Source organism: Streptococcus sp. SM3, assembly GCF_027497875.1.
Genome location: NZ_JAJNSA010000002.1, coordinates 63,721 through 88,793 on the forward strand (window position 1 = coordinate 63,721; position 25,073 = coordinate 88,793).

Here is a 25,073-nt window from a genome sequence, read left to right on the forward strand (position 1 = left end):
ACCGAAATCATTCTATAATCGTTGATACATAAGGGTTTTATGTATCGCTTTTTTTATTTTGTGGACTTTTTTAAGAACTTTTTATTTTTTCGAGGGCAGTTTCAAAGAATGAGACTGCTCTTTTTTGGTTTTCTTTTGATAAATGGCTGTAAGTGTCCATAGTTACAGATATTTTTGCATGGCCAAGACGTGTCTGTATTTCCTTGTATGGCAGGCCAGCATTAAGCAAGATACTAGCGTGAGTGTGTCGGAAAGCATGAAAGCCTAAATCAGTACAGTTAGCGTTTTTTAAGTGCTTATGTAGGCGATAATCAACCTTTCGAGTATTGACATAGTTGTCAAAGCTATCAGAGAATACTTTCTCATAGGTTAAGCCAATATTTCTACCGTTTTCTGCTTGTCTTGCTCGGTAGAGACGAAGCATGAGTACTGTTTTATGATCGATATCTAGAACTCTGTAGCTTGATTTTGTCTTAGGACTGTTTACCTGGTTTAAAATATTGAGTGTTTTGTTAATATCGATCGTTCCGTTCTGCAGGTCAATATCAGACCATTCCAGGGCAAGACATTCACGGATGCGCAGTCCAGTAGCTAGGAGCGTTTTATAAAGCACAGTATCATAGAAATTGACAAAGGTATTCTCCAGGTTATCGAGATAGGAGAGGAAGTTTTTAAGTTCCTGATTTTGAAAGTATTTAATTTCTTGTTTATCTCTTGTTATCTTTCTAGGAATGACAACATCACGAGCAGGGTTATTGTCTAATGCTTGAAAAGAAATTCCATACTGTAGAATACGTTTATTTAAGGCATGAAGGTGATTGTATTCTTTATACCCTGTTCCATCCTGATTGTACTCATCCGCCCACTTATTTACCTGAGTTTGGATAATAACAGGAGTAAGTTTATCTAGTTTGTAAGTACCAAATGAGGGCAAGAGGTAATTATTTAAGCAACCTTTTATCTTTATCTGCGTATTAGTCTTTATGGTATGCTGGTAGGTTTGCCAAAATAAGTCTATAAGTTCCTGATAGCTTGTTATATGTGAGCGTTGTTTCCGTGTAGAGCCGTTTTTCTCAAATTCTACCTTAGCCTGGGTGACTTTGTTTTTGAGTTCTTTCTTTGTTCGTGCTGATATGGTAGTCTTGACCTTCTTACCAGTCACAGAATCAATGCCAAGATAGATACTAGAGCGGTAGACTGCTGATCCGTCTTTTTTCGTATGTTGTGTAATTTTCATGGTTTTAACTCCTTTTTCATCAGCAGGCAAGCAATTAGAAAAGGTTTTGAGTTTATACCATGCGAGGAGATACGAGAATGCCCCTATTTTCGATTTTAAGAGGACGGACGGTAAAATGTACCAAAATAGGAAATAAAGGCTATATAGAGCTTGTAGAGGTGTTAAACTTAATTAGTGAAAATTCCTAATCAAAGTATTTAGCTATTTTTTTATGGATATACTCAGATGGCATACCTGATTCTATCGTAAACATAACATCATCATCAGGGAATTTTTTAAGATGTTCCTTGAGAGAATAGAATAAAGTAAATTCGGCATGAAATGCTGCATCTTCGTTTTTAAACCATGTAAGAGAGTTGAAAAGGGTGTATAAATCGTTTTTTCCTGCGCCTTTTCTATAGCCAGCTTCAGATATTCCCATACGTTTGTGGAAAAATTCTCTATAGCTGATTGAATATTTCTCAGAATGATAATTAAACAGTCTACCGCTATGAGCTGAACGGTTTCTAAATGCCAAAACTAGGTATAGAATTTCTGAAAAGGTTGCTTTTACTTCCTCGGTTATAAATTCTTTAGGAATTGTTAGGCAGGTTGCAATGACTTGCTCTTTTTGAGCAGGTTTCAGTAACTTACACATTGTTACCAAGTTTCCTAGAGTAGTACCTTTTAAAAGAATCCAAGGCGGGATGTGTCCGTGAGTTTCTCTGTAGTGTTTATAAGGTTCAGAGTTATCATCGTAAATTTTATTTAATTTATGAATGAGCTGATCAATCTCATAACCTCTTTTATTCTTCTTACCTTGATTATAATTTTTTCTATCCAGGTATTGCTCTTTTTCAACTCCGATATCTTTTGCGACAACGTAACCGATTGCTGTCCGTAGTGACAATTCAATCTCCATAGTCGCTTCTATAATTCCTTTTCGGATATCTTTATCAAGTTCATAGAGGGCGAGCATATGTTCAAACGTTTCACCGTCTTTATAGATTTCCTCTTCAGAGTCTAATTCAATAGTGAAATACTTATAGCCGTTCACTATTTCATAGTATCCATAATTAGTTAGAGATTGCCTTGCTAAACTTTCGTTTAGAAATGTTAGATTTCTTGATTTTAGTAACTCTATTTGTTCATCAATATTTGTAAAAGGTTTCATTGATTGTACCTCAAAATAATGCACAAAAGGGACTTCATTAGAAGCCCCTTTTGGTAGGTCGCTACTGCAACCATTCATTAAGATTAAGTAAATTATAATCCATTTGGAGCCATATGTCAACAAGTTAGCGAACTTGTTAGCTTTTATTTTTTCTGCTTCCTATCTTTTCAACTCCCTAATTTAACAGAGAAAGACTCAGCAATCAGGAAAGAGTTTAGATAATCTTCTCAAATACCATTGTGGCTTGAATGCGGTCACCACCGCCTAGACCTTTGCTTCCACCATTGGCGGTTGTGATTGTATGTAGGCGATAACCTTTTGAAGTTTGTTTATTGATAACATCTTCTAATTCTGTAAGGTTTCCTGATCCAGTGCCGAAAAACTTTTCTTTCAAAGTTACCTGAAGGACAACGTAGTGGAGTCCATTTACTCCAGATGCGGTAGAAAAACTACCTTCTTGTTTTACAGTGTCAAAAAATCCCATGGGGGTTACTCCTTGTTAGTTATTATCTTTTTCTGATAAAGATTTAGTTTTAGATTGTGGTAATTTGTTAATGAGTTCTAGTATTAAATGTTTACTATCGTTATCTAAAATGAGGTACTTATAAAGTAAGTCTGAAATTTCTGTTTCTTTTAGTTCATCAAAGTCTAGTAAAGCATCAAATAATCGTATAAAAAAGTCGTTTTCACCAATACCTGCTACAAGAGCATCGTAAGCAGGATTTCCATGAGAATTAGTTCCGTATTTTTGATTTATACGTTGTTTTATAAGTTCAATTTTTTCAATAGTTTTTTTATCAGGTTTATACTGTTCAGTTGATTTACCTAGTTTCTTTTCAAGTCTTTCCTTAGTATTTAAACGTTTGATTAAATTGTTACGGTATTCTTCAAACTCTGCTCCACTATTGAAAGTCATGAGTTCATCACCGTAACCTAGTAAGGAAGAAACACTAATTCCAAAAAAATCAGCTAAAATCTGAGCTTTTTCTGGTTTGATAGTATGTTTATTATTTTCCCAGTTAGATATCACCATTTTGGATATTGGTTTCTCATTTTCTTTTAGCCGTTCATTTATAATCTCGGCTAATTGTTCTTGCGTTATTCCTTTCTCAGTTCTTAAAACTTTTAACCTATTTTTTATTGTTGACATTTTATCACCTCAGTTAAATTATAACCACTAAAAAAACTTTTGTAAAGTTTTTTTTTATTTTCTCTTGACAAGTAAAGAAAAAATTTATATACTTAACTCAAGTAAAGATAAACTTTACAAATAAGAAAGGAGGGAACTGTATTGCTTATCACCTCAACACAAGCAAAAGCAATTCGCCGAAAGCAAGCAGACAAGAATTTGACAGCTAAAAAAGCCAGCGAAGAAATTGGAGTCAATCCAATCACTTACAAGAAAATTCGGGACGGTGGCGAAGTAAAACCTAGCATTTACCAAAAAGCCATGCAGTGGCTTGCTGAAGATTATTAGAAAGGAGAGTCACAATTACAGTATTAGTTTATATTTATAGATTTCTTGTATGGTGCTTTAGCACTGGAGATTGATTTATCAGACTAGCTAGTTTTTGCTAGATTAAAGTGCTTGCTACCTATGGCAGTATCAAGGATTTATAACGGTTTTGTCTCCTATCTCAATTAGTAAATTCATATGGTACTGTCTTAAGTGGCAAGCATGAGCAAAAAGCAGAAAGGAAACTTATTATTTAAGTGTAGAAATTTTAAGAATGGACAATAAAGTAGAATTTGAAACAATTACTAATAGTAAGGGTTTTCCGATTCCCAAGCATTTCAAAGATTTTAAAAAGCTAGTTGAGAAAGACAGAGAACTAGCTGAATATCTTTGTATGAACTATGAAGACTTGGAAAGTGAAGACCTGGGCGCATTTCTTGAGACAGTAGAACAGGGAATCAGTTGGATCCTGGATCTTATCGAAAGCAAAGACTTGCTTTATAAACCCAAGTTAGGGACAAAAGCATGAAAAAGACAACAAAAAAGTCACTTACTCAAATTTTGGTCGAGGAGAGCAAGCGACAATACATTAGTATAGATTTTTTTCTATACCTTGATTATAGCATAGAAAGACAAGGTACACAATGAGAAAACAACATCAAACAGTAAAATTCAAGGATATTGCTGAAAAATTGCCTGAACTAGAGGGCAAAAACCTAGAAGAAATCGCTGGAGTATTAGGCTACCGTAACTTAGACAGTTGCAAGGTTAATCTTTACAATCTCAGACAAAACAAGCGACTAGGTTTTAAAGTAGAAAAAGGAGTTTACACTAAGTTTGAACTCTTGGACGATACTGTAAAAGAAGAACTGGAAGACAAGGAACTTGGGGAACGTGGTCGCTATTTGAAGAGTGTAGACCGCTACAAGGCTATGTTAAATGCCTTTTCTATCGCCTTTGATAGCACGGTCAAGGCAGAAACTAGACAAAAAGCAGAACATGACGGACTGAAAGCCTTGGATAGGATTCCAGATAAATACTACGCCTTACTTTATGACATGATGGAGGGCTAGGGATGGAAGCAAAAACCCACTTCGCTAGATTCATGCGTAGAGGTATGGAATTAGCTAGGCAATTACATAGTAAAGAAATTCAGCGTGATGAATTTGATAGAGCCTGGAAAAGATTAGGCGATCAAATCGAAAACGAAACGAAGACAAACTAAAAAACCGAAGAGCAGGCAAGCAATTAGAAAAGGTTTTGAAAAATGAGTGCTGACAGGGCGACTCTAAGCACTTGTTTAGCGAAAATGTGGGTGATTACCCACGAAACATCACTACAAGCGTTCGCCAACTTGGGGCAGATGCCCAGCGATTGAAGTGGTGGGAAAAGCTGTATAGGAAAAAGGCAAGAAAAAGGAATAGTAGACTATGACAGAAACAACATACAATATTATCGCTAAAAGCTTGGATAGAATTAGTATGGAATTACACCAAGCAGACGAAAACAATGATTTTTTGAGAATAGGGATCTTATCAGGACAATTAAAAGCTATCAAAGAAAACTTACAGCGTTTACTCTGGATTGAACTCCCTGAATTGAATGAGAGTCATAAAATAAAAGCAGTCTCTAAAAGCACTACTGGAATGTTTTTCCACCCTGGTATTTTTGAAATGGATGCTATGCGACAAGCCTTCTTTAAACGCCAAGCCAAGCATTTTTTTGATAACGAAGCAGAGCAACAGGCATATATAGAACATGCTGAAAAGGAGTATTTAGAGGCTACTATAACCTTGAAGGATATCCTTTTTAAGTCTAAAAATGGGACTCGACAAGTAGATAAGGCTTGTCTTGTAGAGAAGTTTGAAGAGGCAATTCAATGACACTAGACCTAAGAAAAATGACACAAACAGAATTTGATAACTTCATGGCTGATTTAAAGGTAAACAATCCAAATTTATTCCAGTTTATCGTTGATTTTATCAATAAGAAAGTAACGGTTCAAGAAGTTGAAGCTTTCCAAAAAATGGAGCCTGAAGTGCAACAGTTATATATCAAGAATTATAAAGCGAGGGCATAGCATGAATGAACTAGATTTAAGCAATACACAGGCGCTTATTTTTACCGTGATTTTGATTGGCCTTCTCATGTATCTAAACCACCGAGACCGCAAAAAAAGCGCTCGAGTTGAGCGAGAAAATAGACAGATGATAGAAAGACCTAGCGAGGATTTAAGCCCTGATTATGGGCGTTATATTCAGCTTGCAGGGGTTAAGTCGTGGAGGTGATGATATGTTTGAAAAGATGATTGAGGATCTAAAGTCGAATATTCTGGAATCAGTGGAACGGTATCTAAAAAACCATGAAAAAATTCCTCCAAAGAAGTTGAATTTGATTAGTAAAACGGAACTTAAGGAAGAGTTAAATATAGGGGATAAAACCCTGAGTAGTTGGGAACATGCCGGCTTACGGCAATATATTCCACCAATCGAGGATACTAGAAAGGCTTATTATAAAATTTCCGAAGTTCTCAAGTTCTTGGGGGTGGAAGGATGCGAGTGATCGAGTTGATTTTATCAGCTGACAAATTAGCATTATTTGGCTTTCTAAAGTCTACCCCTACCCAAGTTTGGAAGAATGGAAATCACTATAAGTTTGTATACTACGAGCCAATAGGTGAGGGACTGACGGATTTTCGTTACAAAGGCTTATATGTAGCTATCCGAGACGAAAAGAGTGATAGGGAAGGATGGGAACTAGCTAGACCATTAGAAATTACCTTGGCTAGTCCTGAATTGCTGATGATCCTGAAAGATTTAGAGGTAAATAAATTGACAGAGCAACGGCAGGGGCTTGGAGTGGAGTTAAAAGGCTGGGTTTTTGACCTGATTTGTAATGGCATCTCTACCAGGTATGAAACTTCTCTTTTTGTCCGCTTGCTATTTGTGAATGGTTATAGTTTTAGTCAGTTGTTGGACTTGTTTTCTGCAATCGTCAAACGAAAAGAACTAGCCAGCTATTTCCTAGAAGTAGCAACAAAATTTTATAAGGAGGTGGCTTTTGAATAGCAATGACATTGTAAGTAAAATCATTGAGGAAGAGCAACAGCAAACACCGCCTGACGTGGTGGACTTGACCAGAGCAAGAGAGACCAACGAGGAAAACAATAGCCTGAATCTAACACCTAAAACCAAGGGGAAAGGTTTTGCTATAACCTTGGACAATCTCAAGAAGATTTTAAGCGGAGATAGCAAGCTGAAGGGGGCGATACAGTACAATACATTCACTTATGAAATTGACGTGACAAAACCAACAAAATTGAACGGTAGAACCTTAAACGGAACCATTGACGACTTAATTATTAGAGAGATTAGGGCGTATATTGCTACAAAGTACAAGATAGATTATAAAAAAGGGGATATCGCTGATATTTTGGAGGTGGTGGCTGGTGAGCATAGCTACAACCCTTTAAAAGACTATCTGGAATCATGTGAAAGCGAATATAGAGAGTTAGTGAATCAGCGTGATCCCTTTGATATTTTAAGGCATTATCTGAATATCAAAGATGACGAATATAACCGTATTATCATGGACTTGTTTTTCCGTGGGGCGATTGCTAAGGTATTTGACCCCTCTATTAAGTTTGACTTTGTACTGGATTTGACTGGACGGCAAGGTGTAGGAAAGACACAGTTTTTTGAAGGTCTTTTTACTCACAAGTATTTTACAACCGTTGAAACTTTCACAGACAAAGATGACAAGGCTAGAATGGTAAGAAACTGGTGTGTATTTGATGATGAAATGGTGGCTAGTAAAAAGGCTAGTTTTTCAGAGTTGAAGAAGTTCATCACTGAAACCAAACTAGAGTATAGACCGCCGTATGCTTCCAGTGATAGACGACTACCCAAGAGTTTTATCATCGTGAGGGCAACTAATGATCATGATTATTTGAACGACTTAACAGGGGAAAGGCGCTTTCTTGTTGCTGAAGTACATAAGGATACCACTTATAAGGGCAGGAAGTGGACGGAAAAAGACCGTAGAGCCTTTTGGGGCGCTATGGTAGTAGCTTGGAGAGCTAACCAAGTCTTGAACCTGACGGATGAGCAGGAAAAGCTAGTAAATGAGGTTAGAAGCCGTTACAAGTTTGTAGATGAAACCCTTGAGGATTTGGAGCGCTATTTAGGCACTCCTTACCCAAAAAGAATGTATCAGTTCCCGATGACCGACAGAATGCGCTACTATTATATCTACGACATGATGAACGAGGGATACTATAGAAATAACAGGGGTGGAACAGTTGAACTTGACACAGATACCTATGGCGAACTGGTAGATAGGGACAAGATGACCATTAACCTATTTTTTCAAGAGGTGTATTTGACTGACAAAATACCGCCAAAGGATAAAGCAAAGGTTAAAAAGTACATGCAAAATCGTGACGGTTGGGAACACAAACGATCTTTAAAATTTGGAAAAAGTGTTAAGCCTGGTTACTCAAAACCTAAAAGGTAGTTAGGGTAGTCACTAATTCAAAAAATAACTACCTTTTAGAGGGTAGCTAAAGCCTTTAAACAAAAAGGATTTAGAAAAAGGGTAGTTTTTAAGATTTTACTGACTACCATATCAAACCCTTGATATTATTGACTTCTATGTTAAAAAGTAGTTATTTTACATTATTTATAAAGTAAATAGAGTTAAGGTGATTATTATTTATTTTTTTTCGGAGCGAGGTGACTACCTGACTACGCATTTTCTAAACCCTTGTGGCTGTAAGGCAGAAGTGGTAGTCACTAGATACCCCAAAATGACTACTTTTTTGAAATTGTGAGTATGATAGTTAAACAGAATTGAAAATCATGCCATAAATTAGCAAAATTAATGCCTAAATACTCTTCTAATTTAACACATTGAGAAAATGTAAATTAAAAAACGCAAAATAGCCCTATCCCCTTGATAGATAAGGCGAGAAGGGAGGTCGCTTAAATTTAACAGAATAGAAGATATGTTAAATATAACAGTAGTGAAATGAGGTGAAAATGTTAGAAAAACCAAGGATAAGAAACGAGACAGAAAATAGTGATTAAACTAAAAAATTGCAAGAAATAAATCTAAAAGGAGAAGAGAATGACACGTACAGTAAAAGAAATTTTTCAAGAATTGGAAAATATGGAAAATGATAATGCTAAATTAATTGAAAAACGTCAAGAGGAGTTGGAAGCTATAGTCCCAACAATTGAAAAAGCTAAACAAGATATAGTAGAAGCTAAAAAGAAGGTAGATGCTGAGGCATACAATAAAGCTAAGACGGAATTATGGACTGCTGAAAATACCAAGGAACTACTGGAAGAGGAGCTAGAAAAACTTCAAAGCAACCCTCTAGTTAGTAAAGAAGAATATCATAAGTTGGCTAAAGACATCACAGCAGCGGCTGAATCAGTAAATGCAGAGATTTTAGATAAAATATCAAAGTATTTCCCAGAGTTTGAAAAACTCAAAGAAAACTTTACTCGGAATGTAGAAGATGCAAACAAAGCACTAAGTAAGCTTGAGCACGCCATAGGTAAAAATACCGAGTCCTACAAGTATGACGACCAGGGAGGGCTGGTTCAGAGATATCACGGGCTGGACTACACACCTAAGAAAAACGTTGCTTATCTTTTAAATAATTTTGTAGAAACATATAATAGGGTGGTGAAATAAATGACTACTGAACACAATCCATATCAATGGTATGAAGATTTAGAAACTGCAGTTAAACGTAAGCATGAACAACAAGGGATAGAATTTAGAAAACACTTACATGAACAAACAACCCTACCGCCAGAAGATTTAAAGATCGCATTAGAGACGCAAAAACTTTTATCAAAAATTGGCCAGAGCTATGCAGAGGAAAATGAGAATGAGAAAGCCAGAGTAATAGCACAAGCCAAAGATGAAGCGGCAGCCAAGGCAGAGGAAGAAGCTAATAAGAAACTCGGAACAAAAAGTAAAAAGGAATTGGAAGAAAATGAAATACTGAAGCAGATGGTAAAAGATTTATTCTAGATGGTAGGGGGGTTCCCCCCTCCCCCTCGGAGCTCCCGGACTTCACGCCGTCACTGTACATTTTTTCTCGCGCCAAAATCGCTGAATTAAGGGATACAGAGAAACGTTTGAAAAAAACATCAGCTTCCCCCACTCTAAAAGTGTTATAATTGGTTTATTGGTGATGTTACACGATAACAAATGAAGTGACAGGCTTTCAATATAACACTAAATATAAGATATGGCAGAAAGAATCTGAATTATGTTAAAGAATGATGTATATGAATACGATACAATAGAGTTTTTCGATGAAGTAGGTGAACTCATGACTTCAGAGTCTAATCTTAAAGGATACAGTGATTTTTATAAAGAGACGGAAAAATCAAAAGTATGGTGGATTGATAAATTAGATGTTAAAGGAGAGCATTTATTCAGCTTTGATCAGAAGAAGATTTATAATCTATTTGCTGATTATCCTCATAACATGACAGAAGAAGAAGTTGAAATTTTCAATCAGGAAAATCCTTTCTGGAGAGATTTTTTCTCAGATAGAAAGTCATAAAATATCTGTTTGTATTTGCGTTTTTTTATATACAAGGAGCATACAATGGAGATAGACCACACAGAAACGACTAAAAAAGCATATCGTTTTTTGAAAAGTTACAAGTCACTGAAGAGGTTAGCCAATCTTAGAGATACTCCAGGCGCATTTGAAGCCAAAGCGATAGAAATCGTAAATATGATAGAGTCTTATAGTGGTAGCTTGGACGATGTGAAACGTGAGATATTTTATAATTTATTTATTGTTCCCCAAAAACAAAAGAAGACTTTGAAAGAACTTTATAGCTCACTGGATATTGATAAAATAGAGTATGACCGTATCAAGAGTGAAATCTTACTAGAATTTGCTCGTAGTTATCGAGAAGGAGCACTGTTGGCATACAATAAATAAAATATTAAGAATAGATTAAAAGCCCTTAGAAACGAATCTAGGGGCTTTTTGATTAGTCGATTTTATCAGCAATTTCAACTTTTAAAATTTCATTTTCAAACAATCTCATCCATCGTAAACCTGTTTTAACAGATAAAGCATCATACTCTTCATCAAAAGTATCCTTATCTTCAAAAAGACAAATTCCCTCAAAGGTCTGGTTATCAAGATCGGTAATCGTTACAATTTTATTGTTAAGCTTTCTAAGTTCCATTTTTATTTCCCTAATTTTGTAGTACTATAGTTTGTTATATTATTGGAATCCCCTTAACGTAAGCTTCCTTAGCTTTTGCTAGTGTCATCTTGTTGGGCCCTCCATCAATATTGGTTTCCCCCGTATTTTGCCAATTACAATGATCACAAATGTCATAAACAGCGGTCAATGTTCCGCAAACCGGACAATGTACATACTCTTCGTCATTAATCATTACTAAGTTTTCTTTACCAGTCTTATTCATAATTATTTTCTCCTAATTATCGTTTTAAAATAGTGAAACCAGAAATATTAATTGGCTAGAGCTAAATGCTTTTAAATTAATCTCTTTTATCTTTCTAAACGTTCCTGAGATAGGATTTCTTAGTTTCTGCAAGAGTCATAGTATCATTATACTTCAATATTGGTGCTATTGCTAATGATTGAGAGAGTTTTCTAGATATGCTATAATTATTACCAGGTATTAAAAAAGCACGTTTGACCGTGCTAGTTTCTTGCCTGCTGAACTCGTCAATATTACGCCCTTTTTAGGGCTCTTTTTTGTGGACTTTTTTAGGGACTTTCAAGAAAAACTAAGGCGATTTAATGCCAAAGTGTTTTTTAAAAAAGTCAGTATTTCCAATGGTTGAGCCTTAAAAATTTGACTTATAGAGTGTTAAATGATAGTATAGTCAAAGATAGTCAAGGTTTAAAGAGAGAGGTGGGTTTGTAATGAGATTTAAAAATACATCGGATCATATTGAGGCCTACATCAAGGCAATTTTAGATCAATCTGGTATTGTGGAGTTGCAACGTAGTCAGTTGGCAGATACTTTTCAGGTTGTTCCTAGTCAGATTAACTACGTGATCAAGACACGCTTTACGGAAAGTAGAGGCTACTTGGTTGAAAGTAAGCGTGGTGGTGGAGGCTACATTCGTATAGGACGGATTGAGTTTTCTAGTCACCATGAAATGCTCAGGGAGCTGCTTTATTCGATTGGCGAGCGGGTCAGTCAAGAAATTTATGAAGATATTCTTCAGCTTTTAGTTGAGCAAGAACTGATGACCAAGCAGGAGATGAATTTGCTGGTAGCAGTAGCTTTGGATTGCGTTCTAGGAGAAGAAGCTCCAGTTATTCGTGCTAATATGCTACGACAGGTCATACAAGAGGTAGATAGAAAAGGGAAGTAAGATGAACTATTCAAAAGCATTGAATGAATGTATCGAAAGTGCCTACATGGTTGCTGGCCATTTTGGAGCTCGTTATCTAGAGTCTTGGCACTTGTTGATTGCCATGTCCAATCACAGTTATAGTGTGGCAGGGGCAACTTTAAATGATTATCCATATGAGATGGACCGTTTAGAAGAAGTCGCTTTGGAACTGACTGAAACGGACTATAGCCAGGATGAAACCTTTACGGAATTGCCGTTTTCTCATCGTTTGCAGGTCCTTTTTGATGAAGCGGAATATGTGGCGTCAGTGGTCCATGCTAAGGTGCTAGGGACGGAGCACGTCCTTTATGCGATTTTGCATGATGGAAATGCCTTGGCAACTCGTATCTTGGAGAGGGCTGGTTTTTCTTATGAAGACAAGAAAGATCAGGTTAAGATTGCTGCCTTACGTAGAAATTTAGAAGAACGAGCAGGCTGGACTCGTGAAGACCTTAAAGCTTTACGTCAACGCCATCGTACAGTAGCTGACAAGCAAAATTCTATGGCTAATATGATGGGCATGCCCCAGACTCCGAGCGGTGGTCTCGAGGACTATACGCATGATTTGACAGAGCAAGCTCGTTCTGGCAAGTTGGAGCCAGTCATCGGTCGGGATAAGGAAATCTCGCGTATGATTCAAATCTTGAGTAGAAAGACCAAGAATAATCCTGTCTTGGTTGGAGATGCTGGTGTCGGAAAAACAGCTCTAGCGCTTGGTCTTGCCCAGCGTATTGCTAGTGGAGATGTACCTGCGGAAATGGCTAAGATGCGCGTGTTAGAGCTTGATTTGATGAATGTTGTTGCAGGGACACGCTTCCGTGGTGACTTTGAAGAACGCATGAACAATATCATCAAGGATATTGAGGAAGATGGTCAAGTCATCCTCTTTATCGATGAACTCCACACCATCATGGGTTCTGGTAGTGGTATTGACTCGACTCTGGATGCGGCCAATATCTTGAAACCGGCCTTGGCGCGTGGAACTTTGAGAACGGTTGGTGCGACTACTCAGGAAGAATACCAAAAACATATCGAAAAAGATGCGGCCCTTTCTCGTCGTTTCGCCAAAGTGACGATTGAAGAGCCAAGCGTGGTCGACAGTATGACCATTTTACAGGGCTTGAAGGCGACTTATGAGAAACATCATCGTGTGCAAATCACAGATGAAGCGGTTGAAACAGCCGTCAAGATGGCTCATCGTTACTTGACTAGCCGTCACTTGCCAGACTCTGCTATCGACCTTTTGGATGAAGCGGCAGCAACAGTGCAAAATAAGGCTAAGCATGTGAAAGCAGATGATTCTGGCTTGAGTCCAGCTGATAAGGCCTTGATGGATGGTAAGTGGAAACAGGCAGCTCAGCTAATCGCAAAAGAAGAGGAAGTGCCTGTTTATAAAGACTTGGTGACAGAGTCTGATATTTTGACCACCTTGAGTCGCTTGTCAGGTATCCCTGTTCAAAAATTGACGCAAACAGATGCTAAGAAATACTTGAACTTGGAAACAGAACTCCATAAACGTGTTATCGGGCAAGATCAAGCTGTTTCAAGCATTAGCCGTGCCATTCGCCGCAACCAGTCAGGAATTCGCAGTCACAAGCGTCCGATTGGTTCCTTTATGTTCTTAGGGCCTACAGGTGTCGGTAAGACCGAATTGGCCAAGGCTTTGGCAGAAGTCCTCTTTGATGACGAATCTGCTCTTATTCGCTTTGATATGAGTGAGTATATGGAGAAATTCGCAGCCAGCCGTCTTAACGGAGCTCCTCCGGGCTATGTGGGTTATGAAGAAGGTGGGGAGTTGACCGAGAAGGTTCGCAACAAACCCTATTCCGTTCTCCTCTTTGACGAGGTAGAAAAAGCCCACCCAGATATCTTTAATGTCCTCTTGCAGGTCTTGGATGACGGTGTCTTGACAGATAGCAAGGGACGTAAGGTTGACTTTTCAAATACCATTATCATCATGACATCGAACCTTGGTGCGACAGCCCTTCGTGATGACAAGACCGTCGGTTTTGGAGCTAAGGACATTCGTTTTGACCAGGAAAATATGGAAAAACGCATGTTTGAAGAGTTGAAAAAGGCTTATAGACCTGAGTTTATCAACCGTATTGATGAAAAGGTAGTCTTCCATAGCTTGTCTAGCGACCATATGCAGGAAGTGGTGAAGATTATGGTTAAACCTTTAGTAGCAAGTTTGGCTGAAAAAGGTATTGACTTGAAATTACAAGCTTCCGCACTGAAATTGCTGGCAAATCAAGGATATGATCCAGAGATGGGAGCTCGTCCACTTCGCAGAACTCTGCAAACAGAAGTGGAAGACAAGTTGGCAGAACTTCTTCTTAAGGGAGATTTAGTGGCAGGCAGCACACTTAAGATTGGTGTTAAAGCAGGCCAGTTAAAATTTGATATTGCATAAAAATGGAGAATCAGGAGTAATCTTGATTCTTTTTTTTGCTACTTTTTTATAAAAAATAATAAAAAACTATTGACAAAATAAAAATATAATTTATAATAAAAACATAGATAATGAAAATATCAAAAAATATAAAAAGGCAATAGGTTTATGAAAAAGAAAACAGCAGTGGTATTTGGGACCTTTGCTCCGCTTCATCAAGGACATATCGATCTGATTCAGCGAGCGAAGCGGCAGTGTGACCGGGTCTGGGTTGTCGTTTCAGGTTATGAGGGAGATAGAGGGGAGCAGGTAGGCTTAACGCTTCAAAAAAGATTTCGCTATATCCGAGAGGCTTTTCGTGATGACGAGTTGACCTCTGTCTGCAAGTTAGATGAAACCAAGCTTCCTCGTTACCCTATGGGCTGGCAGGAGTGGTTGGACCAAATGTTAGCGGAGATTTCCTACGATGAAACCCAGCAAGAACTGATTTTCTTTGTGGGAGAGGCAGACTACCAGCAAGAATTATCTAAACGTGGTTTTGAGACTGTCTTGCAAGAAAGAAAGTTTGGTATCTCAGCGACTATGATTCGAGAAAATCCAAGCAAGTATTGGAAATACATCGCTCAGCCCTTCCGACGTCAGTTTACAAAGAAAGTGTTGATTATGGGAAGTGCCAGCAATGGGAAGACCACTCTAGCCAAGGATTTGGCAAGGTATTACGATGCACCCGTCAGTCTGGAATACGCACGTGAGTACCAGATCAAAAACAATGTCCGCGACGATGAATTGACTCCAAAGGATTACTACTATCTCCTTTTAGGGCAGTATGACCAGACTTCTAAGTTAATCGATAGCAATGCCAATAGGGGACTGGTGATAGCAGACACCAACTCCTTAGTAACCAAGGGCTACTATGATTATTACATGGAGACTGAGGACCAAGGGGACTTATCAGGAGAGACATTTGACAATCTCTTTGCCTCGATCTTGGCTAAGGAAAAATGGGACTTGATTCTCTTTGTGCAACCTGTCGGTTCCTATGTCAATGACGGATTTAGAGATATGGCTATGGCAGAAGACCATATTCGTCATAGTTTTTCCCAGCATTTGGACCAGATGAGGGAGCGCTACTTAGCAAACATTCCACTAGTTTATCTAGCAGAAGATTATCTAGGAAATTATGAAGCAGCCAAAGTGGCTATTGATGCCATTTACCAAGCAGATTAGGAGAAAAATATGAAAAAACTAACTGAAAAAATCACACAATTTATCGAAAACTTTAAAAATGTCCATGCGGAAGCCCGCAAGATTGGTTTTGCAGGAACCATGCGCCTGCTCTGGAAGGATCTCTTTATGGGACGTAGTCTCTTCCAGTGGTTGTATCTCATCGTCCTGTCAAGTGTTCCCTTGATTTTAGAATTCACGCAAAATACAGAAAGTCATGACTGGATGAGCTTGTTGGCATCTTGGACTGGGATTGTCTGTGTTATCTTGGTAGCAGAAGGGCGTGCAAGCAATTATCTCTTTGGGGCCATCAACTCAGCTATCTATTTGGTTTTGGCCATGAACGCGACTTTTTATGGTGAAGTTTTGACGACCGTTTACTTCTTTGTCATGCAGCCGATTGGCCTCTATGCTTGGCTGTCCAACCGTATCAATGATCAAGGAAAAGTAGAAGAATCTCACTTTGAAGCTAAGAAATTATCTGTGCTTGACTGGCTCAAGTACTTGGCTTTGACTGCTATCATTTGGATTGGTATGGGCTTGGCTTATCAAAGTATTCATAGCGCTCGCCCTTTCCGTGATAGTGTAACCGATGCGACCAATGGTGTAGGTCAGCTCTTGATGACACGTCTCTACCGTGAGCAATGGATTTTCTGGATTGCAACCAATCTTTTTAGTATCTACCTCTGGTGGGGTGAAAATATCCACATCCAAGGGATGTACTGGGTTTACACACTCAATAGTCTAGTAGGTTGGTACCAATGGACCAAGGCAGTTCGTAAGGAGGCATAAAATGGCGGACACGATGATTCCAGCAGGGATGACGGAAAAAGAATTTTTTGAAGTTCATGCAAGTCAGGAAGAGTTTTTAGACTGGTACTACAAGCAGGAACTCCCTCAATACGAAAAACCAAGTGTGACGGTGGATATGGTAGCCTACTGCTTTGTCGAAGGAAAGATCAAGCTCTTATTAATTCGTCGCAAGGCTCACCCTTATCAAAATTGTTTGGCTCTGGTTGGAGGATTTATGGACAAGGGCGAAGATGCTGCGCATGCCTGTCAGCGTGAGGTGAGAGAAGAAGTTAATCTCAATCTTCCTTTGGAAAAAATTGAGCAATTGATGACCGTATCGACCCCCGGCCGTGACCCCCGGGGCTGGACAGTGACCATTGCCCACTTGGTTTATCTGCCTAGTCGTGCATTAGAACTTGTTCAAGCAGGAGACGATGCCAAGGATGTGGTTTTCGTAGATGTCGATTTTCAGACAGGCAAGTGCTTCTTAGAGGGAGTAGAGTTGGAGGAGCAAGCCTTCGCTTTTGACCATTATGCCATTATCAAAGAATCCATCAAACGAATCCAAGGTCGCCTCGACTGGAATCCGACCTTCCTTTATCTGCTGGAGGAGGAGTTCACTGTCTACGAAGGAACTGAACTGGTCAATCTTATTAACCCAGGTCGCCCAATCGTCAGCAATAACTTTCTAGTAAAATACGGTGAATACGTAGAAGAGGTTGGACTCAAACGAGTGCCCAAAAAGAAACCAAGAAAAACCTATCGATTGAAATAAAAAACGAGGTCGGGACAAAGTTCCTGACCTCTTTATGTACCATCATGAGATGGTTTTGTGTTGTGACTGCTTTTATGGGTGGCTATCTTTCTTAGAATTGCTCAACAGGTGCGTAAAGAAGTCTTTGTATCGATACTTGAGATAGTTCTCATGTAAAAATAACAAAGCGATGTAGACAATCATAAAGCTTGTAGTCAGATAGAAGACATCAAATGCAGTTCGCGCATAGTAAGTGGCTGTTTCATAGGAGCAAATAGCTCCCAAAATCAACCCAGGAAGATACTTGTAATATTTGCTTAACATAAGCCTACACCTCCTATATTCTATTTCAATGTTATTATATTCCTTTGTCTAATACAATACAAGCGATTACACAAAAAACAAATTCAAATTTTAAAAGAAAAATCTCCTGTTTTTCTGTTTTATTACGAATAGAAGAGTAGGAGGAGTAAATGTATCTAAAGTATTTAAGATTTTTAAAATAGTTTAGATAAATTGTTGACATATTTAAAGCCGAATGTTACAATTATATTACAAAAAGATTTCTTTATATTTCCAAAATATTACAAAGGAGTAGAAAAATGAAAAAGAAAACCTATATCAAATTGATGGCAGCAACTGTATTGGCTTCTACCTTGCTATTAGGAGCTTGTGGAAATAAAAAGGAAACAACTCAAGCAAGCAGTTCTATTAAGACAAGCCAATCATCAAGCTCAAAAGCAGCTTCTTCTAGCAAAGAAAGTAAAACTCAGAAGTCCTCAAGTTCAGCTTCATCTGAAAAGACCAAATCATCTACTGACCAGTCTGCAGCAACTGCGACACCATCAGAAGCGACACCTGCACCAGAGCAAAGACAAGGCCAAGAAGTGTCTAATCAACAGGCAGCTAGTCAACAAACTGCTACTCAAGCTCCTTCAACTCAGCAAGGTTCTCAAGCTCAGTCTAACCAGTCAGGCTATGATCCAACAACTGACCGCAAACTTCAAGACAAGCAAGCAGAACACAACAAACGCTACAAGGGTGTTTTAACCATGGTTGATGGTGATTTCTCAGCAGCTGCAGGCAACTGGAAGGGTGCCAATGGTGAAACCATCACAGTTTCATCAGGAGGCAAATTCACAGTAGAATCTGCTGATGGAAAGAAAGAAAACTACTCTATCAGAGACTATTCTTATACTCTTGATGATGGTAAGTATAATGCCAAAATTGGTGGGGGAAAAATCATCCAAATTACAACAGGAGCGGATGGTAAGGTTTCCAGTGTTGCTTTGAATCAATAATAACGATCAGTATTTGAATATTTACAATCAAAGAAAATCCGTCAGCTCAATAAGAGTTGACGGATTATTTTATACTTGTACTTGGGTTAGAAATTCTTCTGTAGTAAGAATTTGAGCAAATTCATCTTGTAGAGAAAGGAGGTTAATCTCATGGATAGTCTCAGGAGAGATGGCCTGACCGTTTTTGTTAGATAGGGTAAAACTGGCAGTAGCATCTGCTAGTAAAGTGACTCTAAAACCAAGATTTGCTGCCATTCGTGTCGTAGTAGATATATAATGAGGCAGAGTCAAACCAACAACGATTAAATGACAAATCTGATTTTTTCGTAAATAGGTTTCAAGATTTGTTCCAATAAAGGCGCTATTAACTGTTTTTTGAAAGACAGGTTCTGCAGTAACTGGCTCAAATCCACTTTTAAACATCTGATTTTGTTTGTTATGAAATTGCGACTGGGGATTGTCAGATATGTGCTGAATGTGTAAGACTGGAAGAGCGTGTTTACGAAAGTATGCCAGTACCCTCAACGCTTGATATTCAGCTTGAGGGTTGTTTCGTTCTCCCCAGATAGGTCTATCAAATGCTTTTTGCATATCGATAATCAGTAGAGCAGTATGAACCATTTTAAGCCTTATCCAATTGCAAGAGAGCTTCAATCTCTGCTAGGGTGCTAGCTTGCGAAATGGCTCCACGGAGTTTGGCTGCGCCAGATGTTCCACGGAGGTAGTGAGGAGCGAGGCCACGGAATTCACGAACTGCGACATTTTCCCCTTTGAGGTTAATCAAGCGTTTCAAGTGTTCGTAGGCAATTTTCATCTTGTCTTCAAAAGTTAAATCAGGTAGGATTTCTCCTGTTTCAAAGTAATGGTTGATTTGGTTAAAGAGGTAGGGATTTCCCATGGCAGCGCGGCCAATCATAACTGCGTCAGCACCAACTTCTTCGATGCGTTGTTTGGCTTCTTGGACAGTACGGATATCACCGTTGGCGATAAATGGAATCTTGGTCAAAGCTTGAGCGACCTTGTGAAGGGTCTCAAGGTCTGCGTGGCCTGTATACATTTGCTCACGGGTACGACCATGCATGGCGAGGGCAGAAACGCCTGCAGCTTCAGCAGCGAGGGCATTTTCAACTGCAAGAGATGGATCGGACCAGCCGGTACGCATTTTGACAGTAAGTGGGATATCAAGGACAGACTGGACCTTGTTGATGATAGAGTAAATCTTGTCTGGATCCTTGAGCCACATAGCGCCAGCTTCATTCTTCACGATTTTGTTAACTGGGCAGCCCATGTTGATATCCACGATATCGGTTTTGGTGTTTTCTTGGATGAATTCTGCTGCGCGTGCTAGGCTGTCTTCATCACTACCAAAAAGTTGGATAGAAACAGGGTTTTCGCCTTCATCGATATGAAGCATGTGCAGGGTTTTTTCGTTGTTGTATTGGATTCCCTTGTCAGAGACCATCTCCATGACAACGAGTCCAGCTCCGAGCTCTTTTGCGATAGTACGAAAGGCTGAGTTTGTCACGCCAGCCATAGGTGCTAAAACGGTACGATTGGGAATCTCAACATTGCCAATCATAAAAGGTGTATTAAGATTTGTCACGAATGAGTTCCTCCAGGTCGTTTTCATCAAAGTTGTAAGTAGTTTGGCAGAATTGACAAGTGATTTCTGCCCCGTGGTCTTCCTCTTTCATTTCCTGTAGGTCTGAGCTTGGAAGGCTAGCAAGAGCGTTCATAAAGCGTTCATGGCTACAGTCACATTGGAAACGGATTTCTTCTTCAGAAAGACGCTTGTAGGCCTCGTCACCGTAGATTGCCTTGAGGAGGGCTTCGATATGGTCTTCACTTTCGAGAAGAGTTGAGATAGCTGGCATTGCTTGGATGCGTTTTTCAAAGCGAGCAATCTCTTCTTCCTTGGCTCCCGGCAATACTTGAACTAGGAAACCACCTGCAACCTTGACCTTGTCTTCTTCGTCCAAAAGGACATTGAGGCCGACTGCAGAAGGGGTTTGTTGGCTTTCAGTCAGGTAAAAGGCAAGGTCTTCACCGATTTCCCCAGAAATGAGAGGAGTCATAGAGTTGTAAGGATTTCCAGTACCGTAGTCTGTGATAACGAGGAATTGACCATTGCCGACAAAAGGTCCGACTAGAACTTCACCAGTTGCAGTCTTTTTGATGTCGACACCAGGATTTTGAACGTAACCTTTGACGTTCCCCTTGGTATCAGCGACGGTGATGATAGCACCTAGTGAGCTAGATCCCAGCACCTTAACTGTTAGTTTAGTATTTCCTTTTTCATTGGCTGCGAGAATCTGGCTAGCGATAAGAGTTCGACCAAGCGCTACAGTTGAGCTAGCTTGGGTTTGGTGTTTTTCTTGAGCAGTGCGGACGGTTTCTGTGCTGTCAAGGACAAAAGCACGAAAGGCTCCGCTTTCTGATATTGTTTTAATAATTTTATCCATAGCTACTATTTTAGCATAAAAATGCCCAAAGGGGGAGCCGTGTGTTTGCTGATTTTCAGGATAATGGACTAGGAAATTAGCAGGAAAATAAAAAGAGAAACAGATTATTTCAGCATTTGTAAGATTTATGCTATGCTTAAGGTAGAAAATGAAAGGGGTAACAAATGTATTTAGGAGACTTGATGGAAAAGGCTGAATCTGGCCAATTTTCAATCCTTTCCTTTCTATTACAAGAGTCTCAGACGACCGTCAAGGCTGTAATGGAGGAAACAGGATTTTCAAAAGCAACCCTAACCAAATATGTCACCCTACTCAATGACAAGGCTTTGGACAGTGGCTTAGAGCTGACTATTCACTTAGAAGATGAAAATCTGTGTCTGTCTATCGGTGCAGCTACCAAGGGGAGAGATATCCGGAGCTTGTTTTTGGAAAATGCTATTAAATACCAGATTGTGGTCTATCTTCTCTATCATCAACAGTTTTTGGCCCATCAGCTGGCTCAAGAATTGATGATTAGTGAGGCTACGCTTGGTCGCCACTTGGCTAGTTTAAATCAGATTTTGTCAGAATTTGATTTATCCATCCAAAATGGACGGTGGCGAGGTCCAGAGCATCAGATTCGCTATTTCTATTTCTGTCTTTTCCGCAAGGTCTGGTCCAGTCAGGAGTGGGAAGGTCACATGCAGAAACTAGAGAGAAAACAGGAGATTGCCAGTTTAGAGGAAATCTGCGGTGCAAGTTTGTCTTCAGGGCAGAAGTTAGACTTGGTTCTCTGGGCTCATATCAGTCAACAACGTCTCCGGGTCAATGCTTGTCAGTTTCAAGTCATAGAAGAAAAAATGCGAGGGTATTTTGACAATATTTTCTACCTTCGTTTGCTGAAAAAGGCTCCGTCCTTTTTTGCTGGGCAACACCTTCCTCTAGGAACTGAGGATGGGGAGATGATGATATTCTTCTCTTTCCTCCTATCTCATCGCGTTCTTCCTCTTCATACAATGGAGTATATCCTTGGTTTTGGAGGGCAGTTGGCAGATTTACTGACGCAATTGATTCAAGAAATGAAGAAGGAGGAGTTGCTGGGGGATTATACAGAGGATCATGTTACCTATGAACTCAGCCAGCTTTGTGCTCAAGTCTATCTCTATAAGGGCTATATTTTACAGGATCGCTACAAGTACCAGTTAGAGAATCGTCATCCATATTTGCTGATGGAACATGATTTTAAGGGAACGGCAGAGGAGATTTTTCATGCCTTGCCTGCCTTTCAGCAGGGGACAGATTTAGATAGGAAAATTCTCTGGGAATGGCTCCAGTTAATCGAATATATGGCTGAAAATGGTGGCCAGCATATGCGGATTGGTCTGGATTTGACATCTGGTTTTCTTGTCTTCTCAAGGATGGCAGCCATTTTGAAACGGTATTTGGAATATAATCGTTTTATTACCATTGAAGCCTATGACCGAACTCGGCATTATGATTTGCTGGTTACCAATAACCCGATTCATAAGAAGGAACAAACACCAGTTTATTATTTAAAAAATGACTTGGATATGGAAGATTTGGCAGGGATTCGTCAGTTATTATTCACTTAAAAGGCTTGGTTGTTCCAGGTCTTTTTTGTGAAATTCACACAATCTCCTCACGTTTTTTTAAAAATTAAAAAAAGTTGATGAACAAGAAAGCGCTTTATTTTGTATACTAGTTAGTGTAAAGAGGAAACATCCTCAAGATCTTTATCAGGAGGACAGCACATGTCACAAGAAAAATACATCATGGCCATTGACCAGGGAACTACAAGTTCTCGTGCCATTATTTTCAACAAAAAAGGAGAAAAAGTTAGCTCGAGTCAAAAAGAGTTCACTCAGATTTTCCCTCAGGCAGGTTGGGTTGAGCACAATGCCAATGAAATTTGGAACTCTGTTCAGTCAGTTATTGCGGGTGCTTTCATCGAAAGTGGTGTCAAGCCAAATCAAATCGAAGCAATCGGGATTACCAACCAGCGTGAAACAACGGTTGTCTGGGATAAGAAAACAGGGCTTCCTATCTACAATGCTATCGTTTGGCAGTCACGCCAGACAGCACCTTTGGCTGAGCAACTAAAAAGCCAAGGTTATGTAGAAAAATTCCATGAAAAAACTGGTTTGATCATCGATGCTTACTTTTCTGCTACCAAGGTTCGTTGGATTTTAGACCATGTAGAAGGAGCTCAAGAGCGAGCAGAAAAGGGTGAATTGCTCTTTGGTACCATCGATACTTGGTTGGTTTGGAAATTGACTGACGGTGCGGCTCACGTGACTGACTACTCAAATGCAGCTCGTACCATGCTTTATAACATTAAAGAACTCAAATGGGATGATGAGATTTTGGAAATTCTCAACATTCCTAAGGCTATGCTGCCAGAAGTTCGTTCTAACTCTGAAATTTACGGTAAGACAGCGCCATTCCATTTCTATGGTGGACAAGTGCCAATCTCAGGTATGGCTGGGGACCAACAAGCAGCCCTCTTTGGTCAGTTGGCCTTTGAACCTGGTATGGTTAAAAATACTTATGGAACAGGTTCTTTCATCATCATGAATACTGGGGAAGAGATGCAGTTGTCTGAAAACAACCTTTTGACAACGATTGGTTACGGAATCAATGGTAAGGTTTACTATGCCTTAGAAGGTTCTATCTTCATCGCAGGAAGTGCCATTCAATGGCTTCGTGACGGTCTTCGCATGGTTGAAAATTCACCAGAATCTGAAAAATACGCTCGTGATTCTCACAACAATGATGAAGTTTATGTCGTTCCTGCCTTTACAGGTCTAGGTGCTCCATACTGGAACCAAAATGCTCGCGGTTCTGTCTTTGGTTTGACTCGTGGAACAACTAAAGAAGACTTTATCAAGGCAACCTTGCAATCTATAGCTTATCAAGTGCGTGATATTATCGATACGATGCAAGTGGATGCTCAAACAGCTATCCAAGTCTTGAAAGTAGACGGTGGTGCAGCCATGAATAACTTCCTCATGCAGTTCCAAGCTGATATTTTGGGAATCGATATCGCACGCGCCAAAAACTTGGAAACAACAGCTCTAGGGGCAGCCTTCCTAGCAGGTTTGTCAGTAGGTTACTGGAAAGACTTGGATGAGTTGAAACTCTTGAACGAGACAGGAGAACTCTTTGAGCCATCTATGAACGAATCTCGCAAGGAACAACTCTACAAGGGCTGGAAGAAAGCTGTGAAAGCAACCCAAGTCTTTGCGGAAGTGGACGACTAATACTGGAAGAATAAAGCGACTTAGTTAGAAAGTGTGTAAATATGGAATTTTCAAAGAAAACACGTGAATTATCAATTCAAAAAATGCAAGAACGTACCCTGGACCTCTTGATTATCGGTGGAGGAATCACTGGTGCTGGTGTAGCCTTGCAGGCGGCAGCTAGTGGTCTAGATACTGGTTTGATTGAAATGCAGGACTTCGCAGAAGGAACATCCAGCCGTTCAACAAAATTGGTTCACGGCGGTCTTCGTTACCTCAAACAATTCGACGTAGAAGTGGTCTCAGATACAGTTTCAGAACGTGCTGTAGTTCAACAAATCGCTCCACATATTCCAAAACCAGACCCAATGCTCTTGCCAGTTTACGACGAAGATGGAGCTACTTTTAGCCTTTTCCGTCTTAAAGTAGCTATGGACTTGTATGACCTTTTGGCAGGAGTTAACAACACACCAGCTGCTAACAAGGTTTTGAGTAAGGAAGAAGTCTTGGAACGCCAGCCAAACTTGAAGAAAGAAGGCTTGGTAGGAGGTGGGGTTTACCTTGACTTCCGTAACAACGATGCGCGTCTCGTGATTGAAAATATCAAACGTGCCAACCAAGACGGTGCACTCATTGCTAA

Annotated in this window: 33 protein-coding genes; 23 read left to right on the top strand and 10 right to left on the bottom strand. The window is 39.4% G+C overall.

Features of this window, described 5'->3' with window-relative positions:
• Positions 1–70: 70 nt before the first annotated feature.
• The 4 genes from PAN06_RS00750 to PAN06_RS00765 all read right to left on the bottom strand — a co-directional run bounded on the left by PAN06_RS00750 (position 71) and on the right by PAN06_RS00765 (position 3,540).
• Positions 71–1,237: a site-specific integrase gene (locus PAN06_RS00750; RefSeq protein WP_269795300.1), complete on the bottom strand. Its 1,167-nt coding sequence runs from the start codon at positions 1,235–1,237 to the stop codon at positions 71–73.
• A 184-nt stretch (positions 1,238–1,421) separates the two neighbouring features.
• Positions 1,422–2,390, bottom strand: a complete 969-nt coding sequence (locus tag PAN06_RS00755) for an Abi family protein (protein ID WP_261033746.1) — start codon at positions 2,388–2,390, stop codon at positions 1,422–1,424.
• Between the two features lie 214 nt (positions 2,391–2,604).
• Complete coding sequence (locus PAN06_RS00760) at positions 2,605–2,874, bottom strand: DUF4177 domain-containing protein (protein WP_269795301.1); 270 nt, start codon at positions 2,872–2,874, stop codon at positions 2,605–2,607.
• Positions 2,875–2,889: 15 nt separating this feature from the next.
• The gene (locus tag PAN06_RS00765) at positions 2,890–3,540 is read right to left on the bottom strand and encodes a helix-turn-helix transcriptional regulator (protein ID WP_269795302.1); all 651 of its coding nucleotides are present in this window, start codon (positions 3,538–3,540) and stop codon (positions 2,890–2,892) included.
• Positions 3,541–3,681: 141 nt separating this feature from the next.
• On the opposite strand from PAN06_RS00765, the gene PAN06_RS00770 reads away from it, so the two are divergent.
• The 14 genes from PAN06_RS00770 (at position 3,682) to PAN06_RS00835 (ending at position 10,825) form a co-directional block, all read left to right on the top strand.
• Complete coding sequence (locus tag PAN06_RS00770) at positions 3,682–3,867, top strand: hypothetical protein (protein WP_060956282.1); 186 nt, start codon at positions 3,682–3,684, stop codon at positions 3,865–3,867.
• A 253-nt stretch (positions 3,868–4,120) separates the two neighbouring features.
• Positions 4,121–4,375: a hypothetical protein gene (locus tag PAN06_RS00775; RefSeq protein WP_269795303.1), complete on the top strand. Its 255-nt coding sequence runs from the start codon at positions 4,121–4,123 to the stop codon at positions 4,373–4,375.
• Between the two features lie 115 nt (positions 4,376–4,490).
• Positions 4,491–4,919: a hypothetical protein gene (locus PAN06_RS00780; RefSeq protein WP_269795304.1), complete on the top strand. Its 429-nt coding sequence runs from the start codon at positions 4,491–4,493 to the stop codon at positions 4,917–4,919.
• Between the two features lie 2 nt (positions 4,920–4,921).
• Positions 4,922–5,071: a hypothetical protein gene (locus PAN06_RS00785; protein ID WP_269795305.1), complete on the top strand. Its 150-nt coding sequence runs from the start codon at positions 4,922–4,924 to the stop codon at positions 5,069–5,071.
• A gap of 205 nt (positions 5,072–5,276) precedes the next feature.
• On the top strand, positions 5,277–5,729 hold the full coding sequence (locus tag PAN06_RS00790) for a hypothetical protein (protein ID WP_269795306.1): 453 nt from the start codon (positions 5,277–5,279) through the stop codon (positions 5,727–5,729).
• Positions 5,726–5,926 (top strand): hypothetical protein, encoded by a 201-nt coding sequence (locus PAN06_RS00795; protein WP_269795307.1) that lies wholly within the window; start codon positions 5,726–5,728, stop codon positions 5,924–5,926. Before PAN06_RS00790 ends, PAN06_RS00795 begins: the two co-directional genes overlap by 4 nt.
• A 1-nt stretch (position 5,927) precedes the next feature.
• Positions 5,928–6,134, top strand: coding sequence for a hypothetical protein (locus tag PAN06_RS00800; protein ID WP_269795308.1), 207 nt, complete (start codon positions 5,928–5,930; stop codon positions 6,132–6,134).
• A 4-nt stretch (positions 6,135–6,138) separates the two neighbouring features.
• Positions 6,139–6,408 (top strand): hypothetical protein, encoded by a 270-nt coding sequence (locus tag PAN06_RS00805; protein ID WP_269795309.1) that lies wholly within the window; start codon positions 6,139–6,141, stop codon positions 6,406–6,408.
• Positions 6,399–6,914, top strand: a complete 516-nt coding sequence (locus tag PAN06_RS00810) for a hypothetical protein (RefSeq protein WP_269795310.1) — start codon at positions 6,399–6,401, stop codon at positions 6,912–6,914. The genes PAN06_RS00805 and PAN06_RS00810 overlap by 10 nt, the downstream gene beginning before the upstream one ends.
• Positions 6,907–8,361, top strand: a complete 1,455-nt coding sequence (locus PAN06_RS00815; RefSeq protein ID WP_269795311.1) for a virulence-associated E family protein — start codon at positions 6,907–6,909, stop codon at positions 8,359–8,361. The genes PAN06_RS00810 and PAN06_RS00815 overlap by 8 nt, the downstream gene beginning before the upstream one ends.
• Before the next feature lie 612 nt (positions 8,362–8,973).
• Positions 8,974–9,549 (top strand): hypothetical protein, encoded by a 576-nt coding sequence (locus PAN06_RS00820; RefSeq protein ID WP_269795312.1) that lies wholly within the window; start codon positions 8,974–8,976, stop codon positions 9,547–9,549.
• The gene (locus PAN06_RS00825) at positions 9,550–9,894 is read left to right on the top strand and encodes a hypothetical protein (protein ID WP_269795313.1); all 345 of its coding nucleotides are present in this window, start codon (positions 9,550–9,552) and stop codon (positions 9,892–9,894) included.
• Between the two features lie 241 nt (positions 9,895–10,135).
• Entirely contained in the window at positions 10,136–10,435 is a 300-nt protein-coding gene (locus PAN06_RS00830) for a hypothetical protein (RefSeq protein WP_269795314.1), read from the top strand.
• A 45-nt stretch (positions 10,436–10,480) separates the two neighbouring features.
• Positions 10,481–10,825 carry a hypothetical protein gene (locus PAN06_RS00835; protein ID WP_269795315.1) on the top strand — a complete coding sequence of 115 codons (345 nt, stop codon included), beginning with the start codon at positions 10,481–10,483 and terminating at the stop codon, positions 10,823–10,825.
• A gap of 52 nt (positions 10,826–10,877) precedes the next feature.
• On the opposite strand, the gene PAN06_RS00840 is transcribed toward PAN06_RS00835, so the two are convergent.
• Together PAN06_RS00840 and PAN06_RS00845 are read right to left on the bottom strand one after the other, a co-directional pair.
• The gene (locus PAN06_RS00840) at positions 10,878–11,078 is read right to left on the bottom strand and encodes a hypothetical protein (protein WP_269795316.1); all 201 of its coding nucleotides are present in this window, start codon (positions 11,076–11,078) and stop codon (positions 10,878–10,880) included.
• A gap of 34 nt (positions 11,079–11,112) precedes the next feature.
• Positions 11,113–11,322 (bottom strand): CPCC family cysteine-rich protein, encoded by a 210-nt coding sequence (locus PAN06_RS00845; protein ID WP_001044018.1) that lies wholly within the window; start codon positions 11,320–11,322, stop codon positions 11,113–11,115.
• 467 nt (positions 11,323–11,789) lie between these two features.
• Between PAN06_RS00845 and PAN06_RS00850 the strand changes: the two genes are divergently transcribed.
• From PAN06_RS00850 to PAN06_RS00870, 5 genes are all read left to right on the top strand, one after another.
• The gene (locus PAN06_RS00850; protein WP_269795317.1) at positions 11,790–12,248 is read left to right on the top strand and encodes a CtsR family transcriptional regulator; all 459 of its coding nucleotides are present in this window, start codon (positions 11,790–11,792) and stop codon (positions 12,246–12,248) included.
• Position 12,249: 1 nt separating this feature from the next.
• On the top strand, positions 12,250–14,682 hold the full coding sequence (locus PAN06_RS00855) for an ATP-dependent Clp protease ATP-binding subunit (protein WP_269795318.1): 2,433 nt from the start codon (positions 12,250–12,252) through the stop codon (positions 14,680–14,682).
• Between the two features lie 147 nt (positions 14,683–14,829).
• Complete coding sequence (locus PAN06_RS00860; RefSeq protein WP_269795319.1) at positions 14,830–15,888, top strand: AAA family ATPase; 1,059 nt, start codon at positions 14,830–14,832, stop codon at positions 15,886–15,888.
• Between the two features lie 9 nt (positions 15,889–15,897).
• Complete coding sequence (gene pnuC, locus PAN06_RS00865) at positions 15,898–16,677, top strand: nicotinamide riboside transporter PnuC (protein ID WP_269795320.1); 780 nt, start codon at positions 15,898–15,900, stop codon at positions 16,675–16,677.
• Between the two features lies 1 nt (position 16,678).
• On the top strand, positions 16,679–17,452 hold the full coding sequence (locus tag PAN06_RS00870) for an NUDIX hydrolase (RefSeq protein ID WP_004261988.1): 774 nt from the start codon (positions 16,679–16,681) through the stop codon (positions 17,450–17,452).
• A 72-nt stretch (positions 17,453–17,524) separates the two neighbouring features.
• Here PAN06_RS00870 and PAN06_RS00875 read toward each other — a convergent pair whose 3' ends face one another.
• Positions 17,525–17,755, bottom strand: a complete 231-nt coding sequence (locus PAN06_RS00875; protein WP_049539434.1) for a hypothetical protein — start codon at positions 17,753–17,755, stop codon at positions 17,525–17,527.
• A 278-nt stretch (positions 17,756–18,033) separates the two neighbouring features.
• Here PAN06_RS00875 and PAN06_RS00880 point away from each other — a divergent pair, with 278 nt between their 5' ends.
• A complete protein-coding gene (locus PAN06_RS00880) occupies positions 18,034–18,732 on the top strand; it encodes a hypothetical protein (RefSeq protein WP_269795321.1) in 699 nt (232 codons plus the stop codon).
• A gap of 69 nt (positions 18,733–18,801) precedes the next feature.
• Here the strand turns inward: PAN06_RS00880 and PAN06_RS00885 are convergent, their stop codons facing one another.
• Genes PAN06_RS00885 through hslO form a run of 3 tightly spaced genes read right to left on the bottom strand, consistent with a single transcriptional unit; the run spans position 18,802 to position 21,194 of the window.
• A complete protein-coding gene (locus tag PAN06_RS00885; RefSeq protein WP_269795322.1) occupies positions 18,802–19,353 on the bottom strand; it encodes a cysteine hydrolase family protein in 552 nt (183 codons plus the stop codon).
• Between the two features lies 1 nt (position 19,354).
• Complete coding sequence (dusB, locus tag PAN06_RS00890) at positions 19,355–20,335, bottom strand: tRNA dihydrouridine synthase DusB (RefSeq protein ID WP_000183317.1); 981 nt, start codon at positions 20,333–20,335, stop codon at positions 19,355–19,357.
• Complete coding sequence (gene hslO / locus PAN06_RS00895) at positions 20,322–21,194, bottom strand: Hsp33 family molecular chaperone HslO (RefSeq protein WP_033684527.1); 873 nt, start codon at positions 21,192–21,194, stop codon at positions 20,322–20,324. The genes dusB and hslO overlap by 14 nt, the downstream gene beginning before the upstream one ends.
• A gap of 164 nt (positions 21,195–21,358) precedes the next feature.
• On the opposite strand from hslO, the gene PAN06_RS00900 reads away from it, so the two are divergent.
• From PAN06_RS00900 to PAN06_RS00910, 3 genes are all read left to right on the top strand, one after another.
• Positions 21,359–22,786, top strand: coding sequence for a helix-turn-helix domain-containing protein (locus PAN06_RS00900; protein ID WP_269795323.1), 1,428 nt, complete (start codon positions 21,359–21,361; stop codon positions 22,784–22,786).
• A 159-nt stretch (positions 22,787–22,945) separates the two neighbouring features.
• Positions 22,946–24,454, top strand: a complete 1,509-nt coding sequence (gene glpK / locus PAN06_RS00905) for a glycerol kinase GlpK (protein ID WP_050272612.1) — start codon at positions 22,946–22,948, stop codon at positions 24,452–24,454.
• Between the two features lie 41 nt (positions 24,455–24,495).
• On the top strand, positions 24,496–25,073 hold a 578-nt coding region (locus tag PAN06_RS00910; RefSeq protein ID WP_269795324.1), incomplete at its 3' end, for an FAD-dependent oxidoreductase.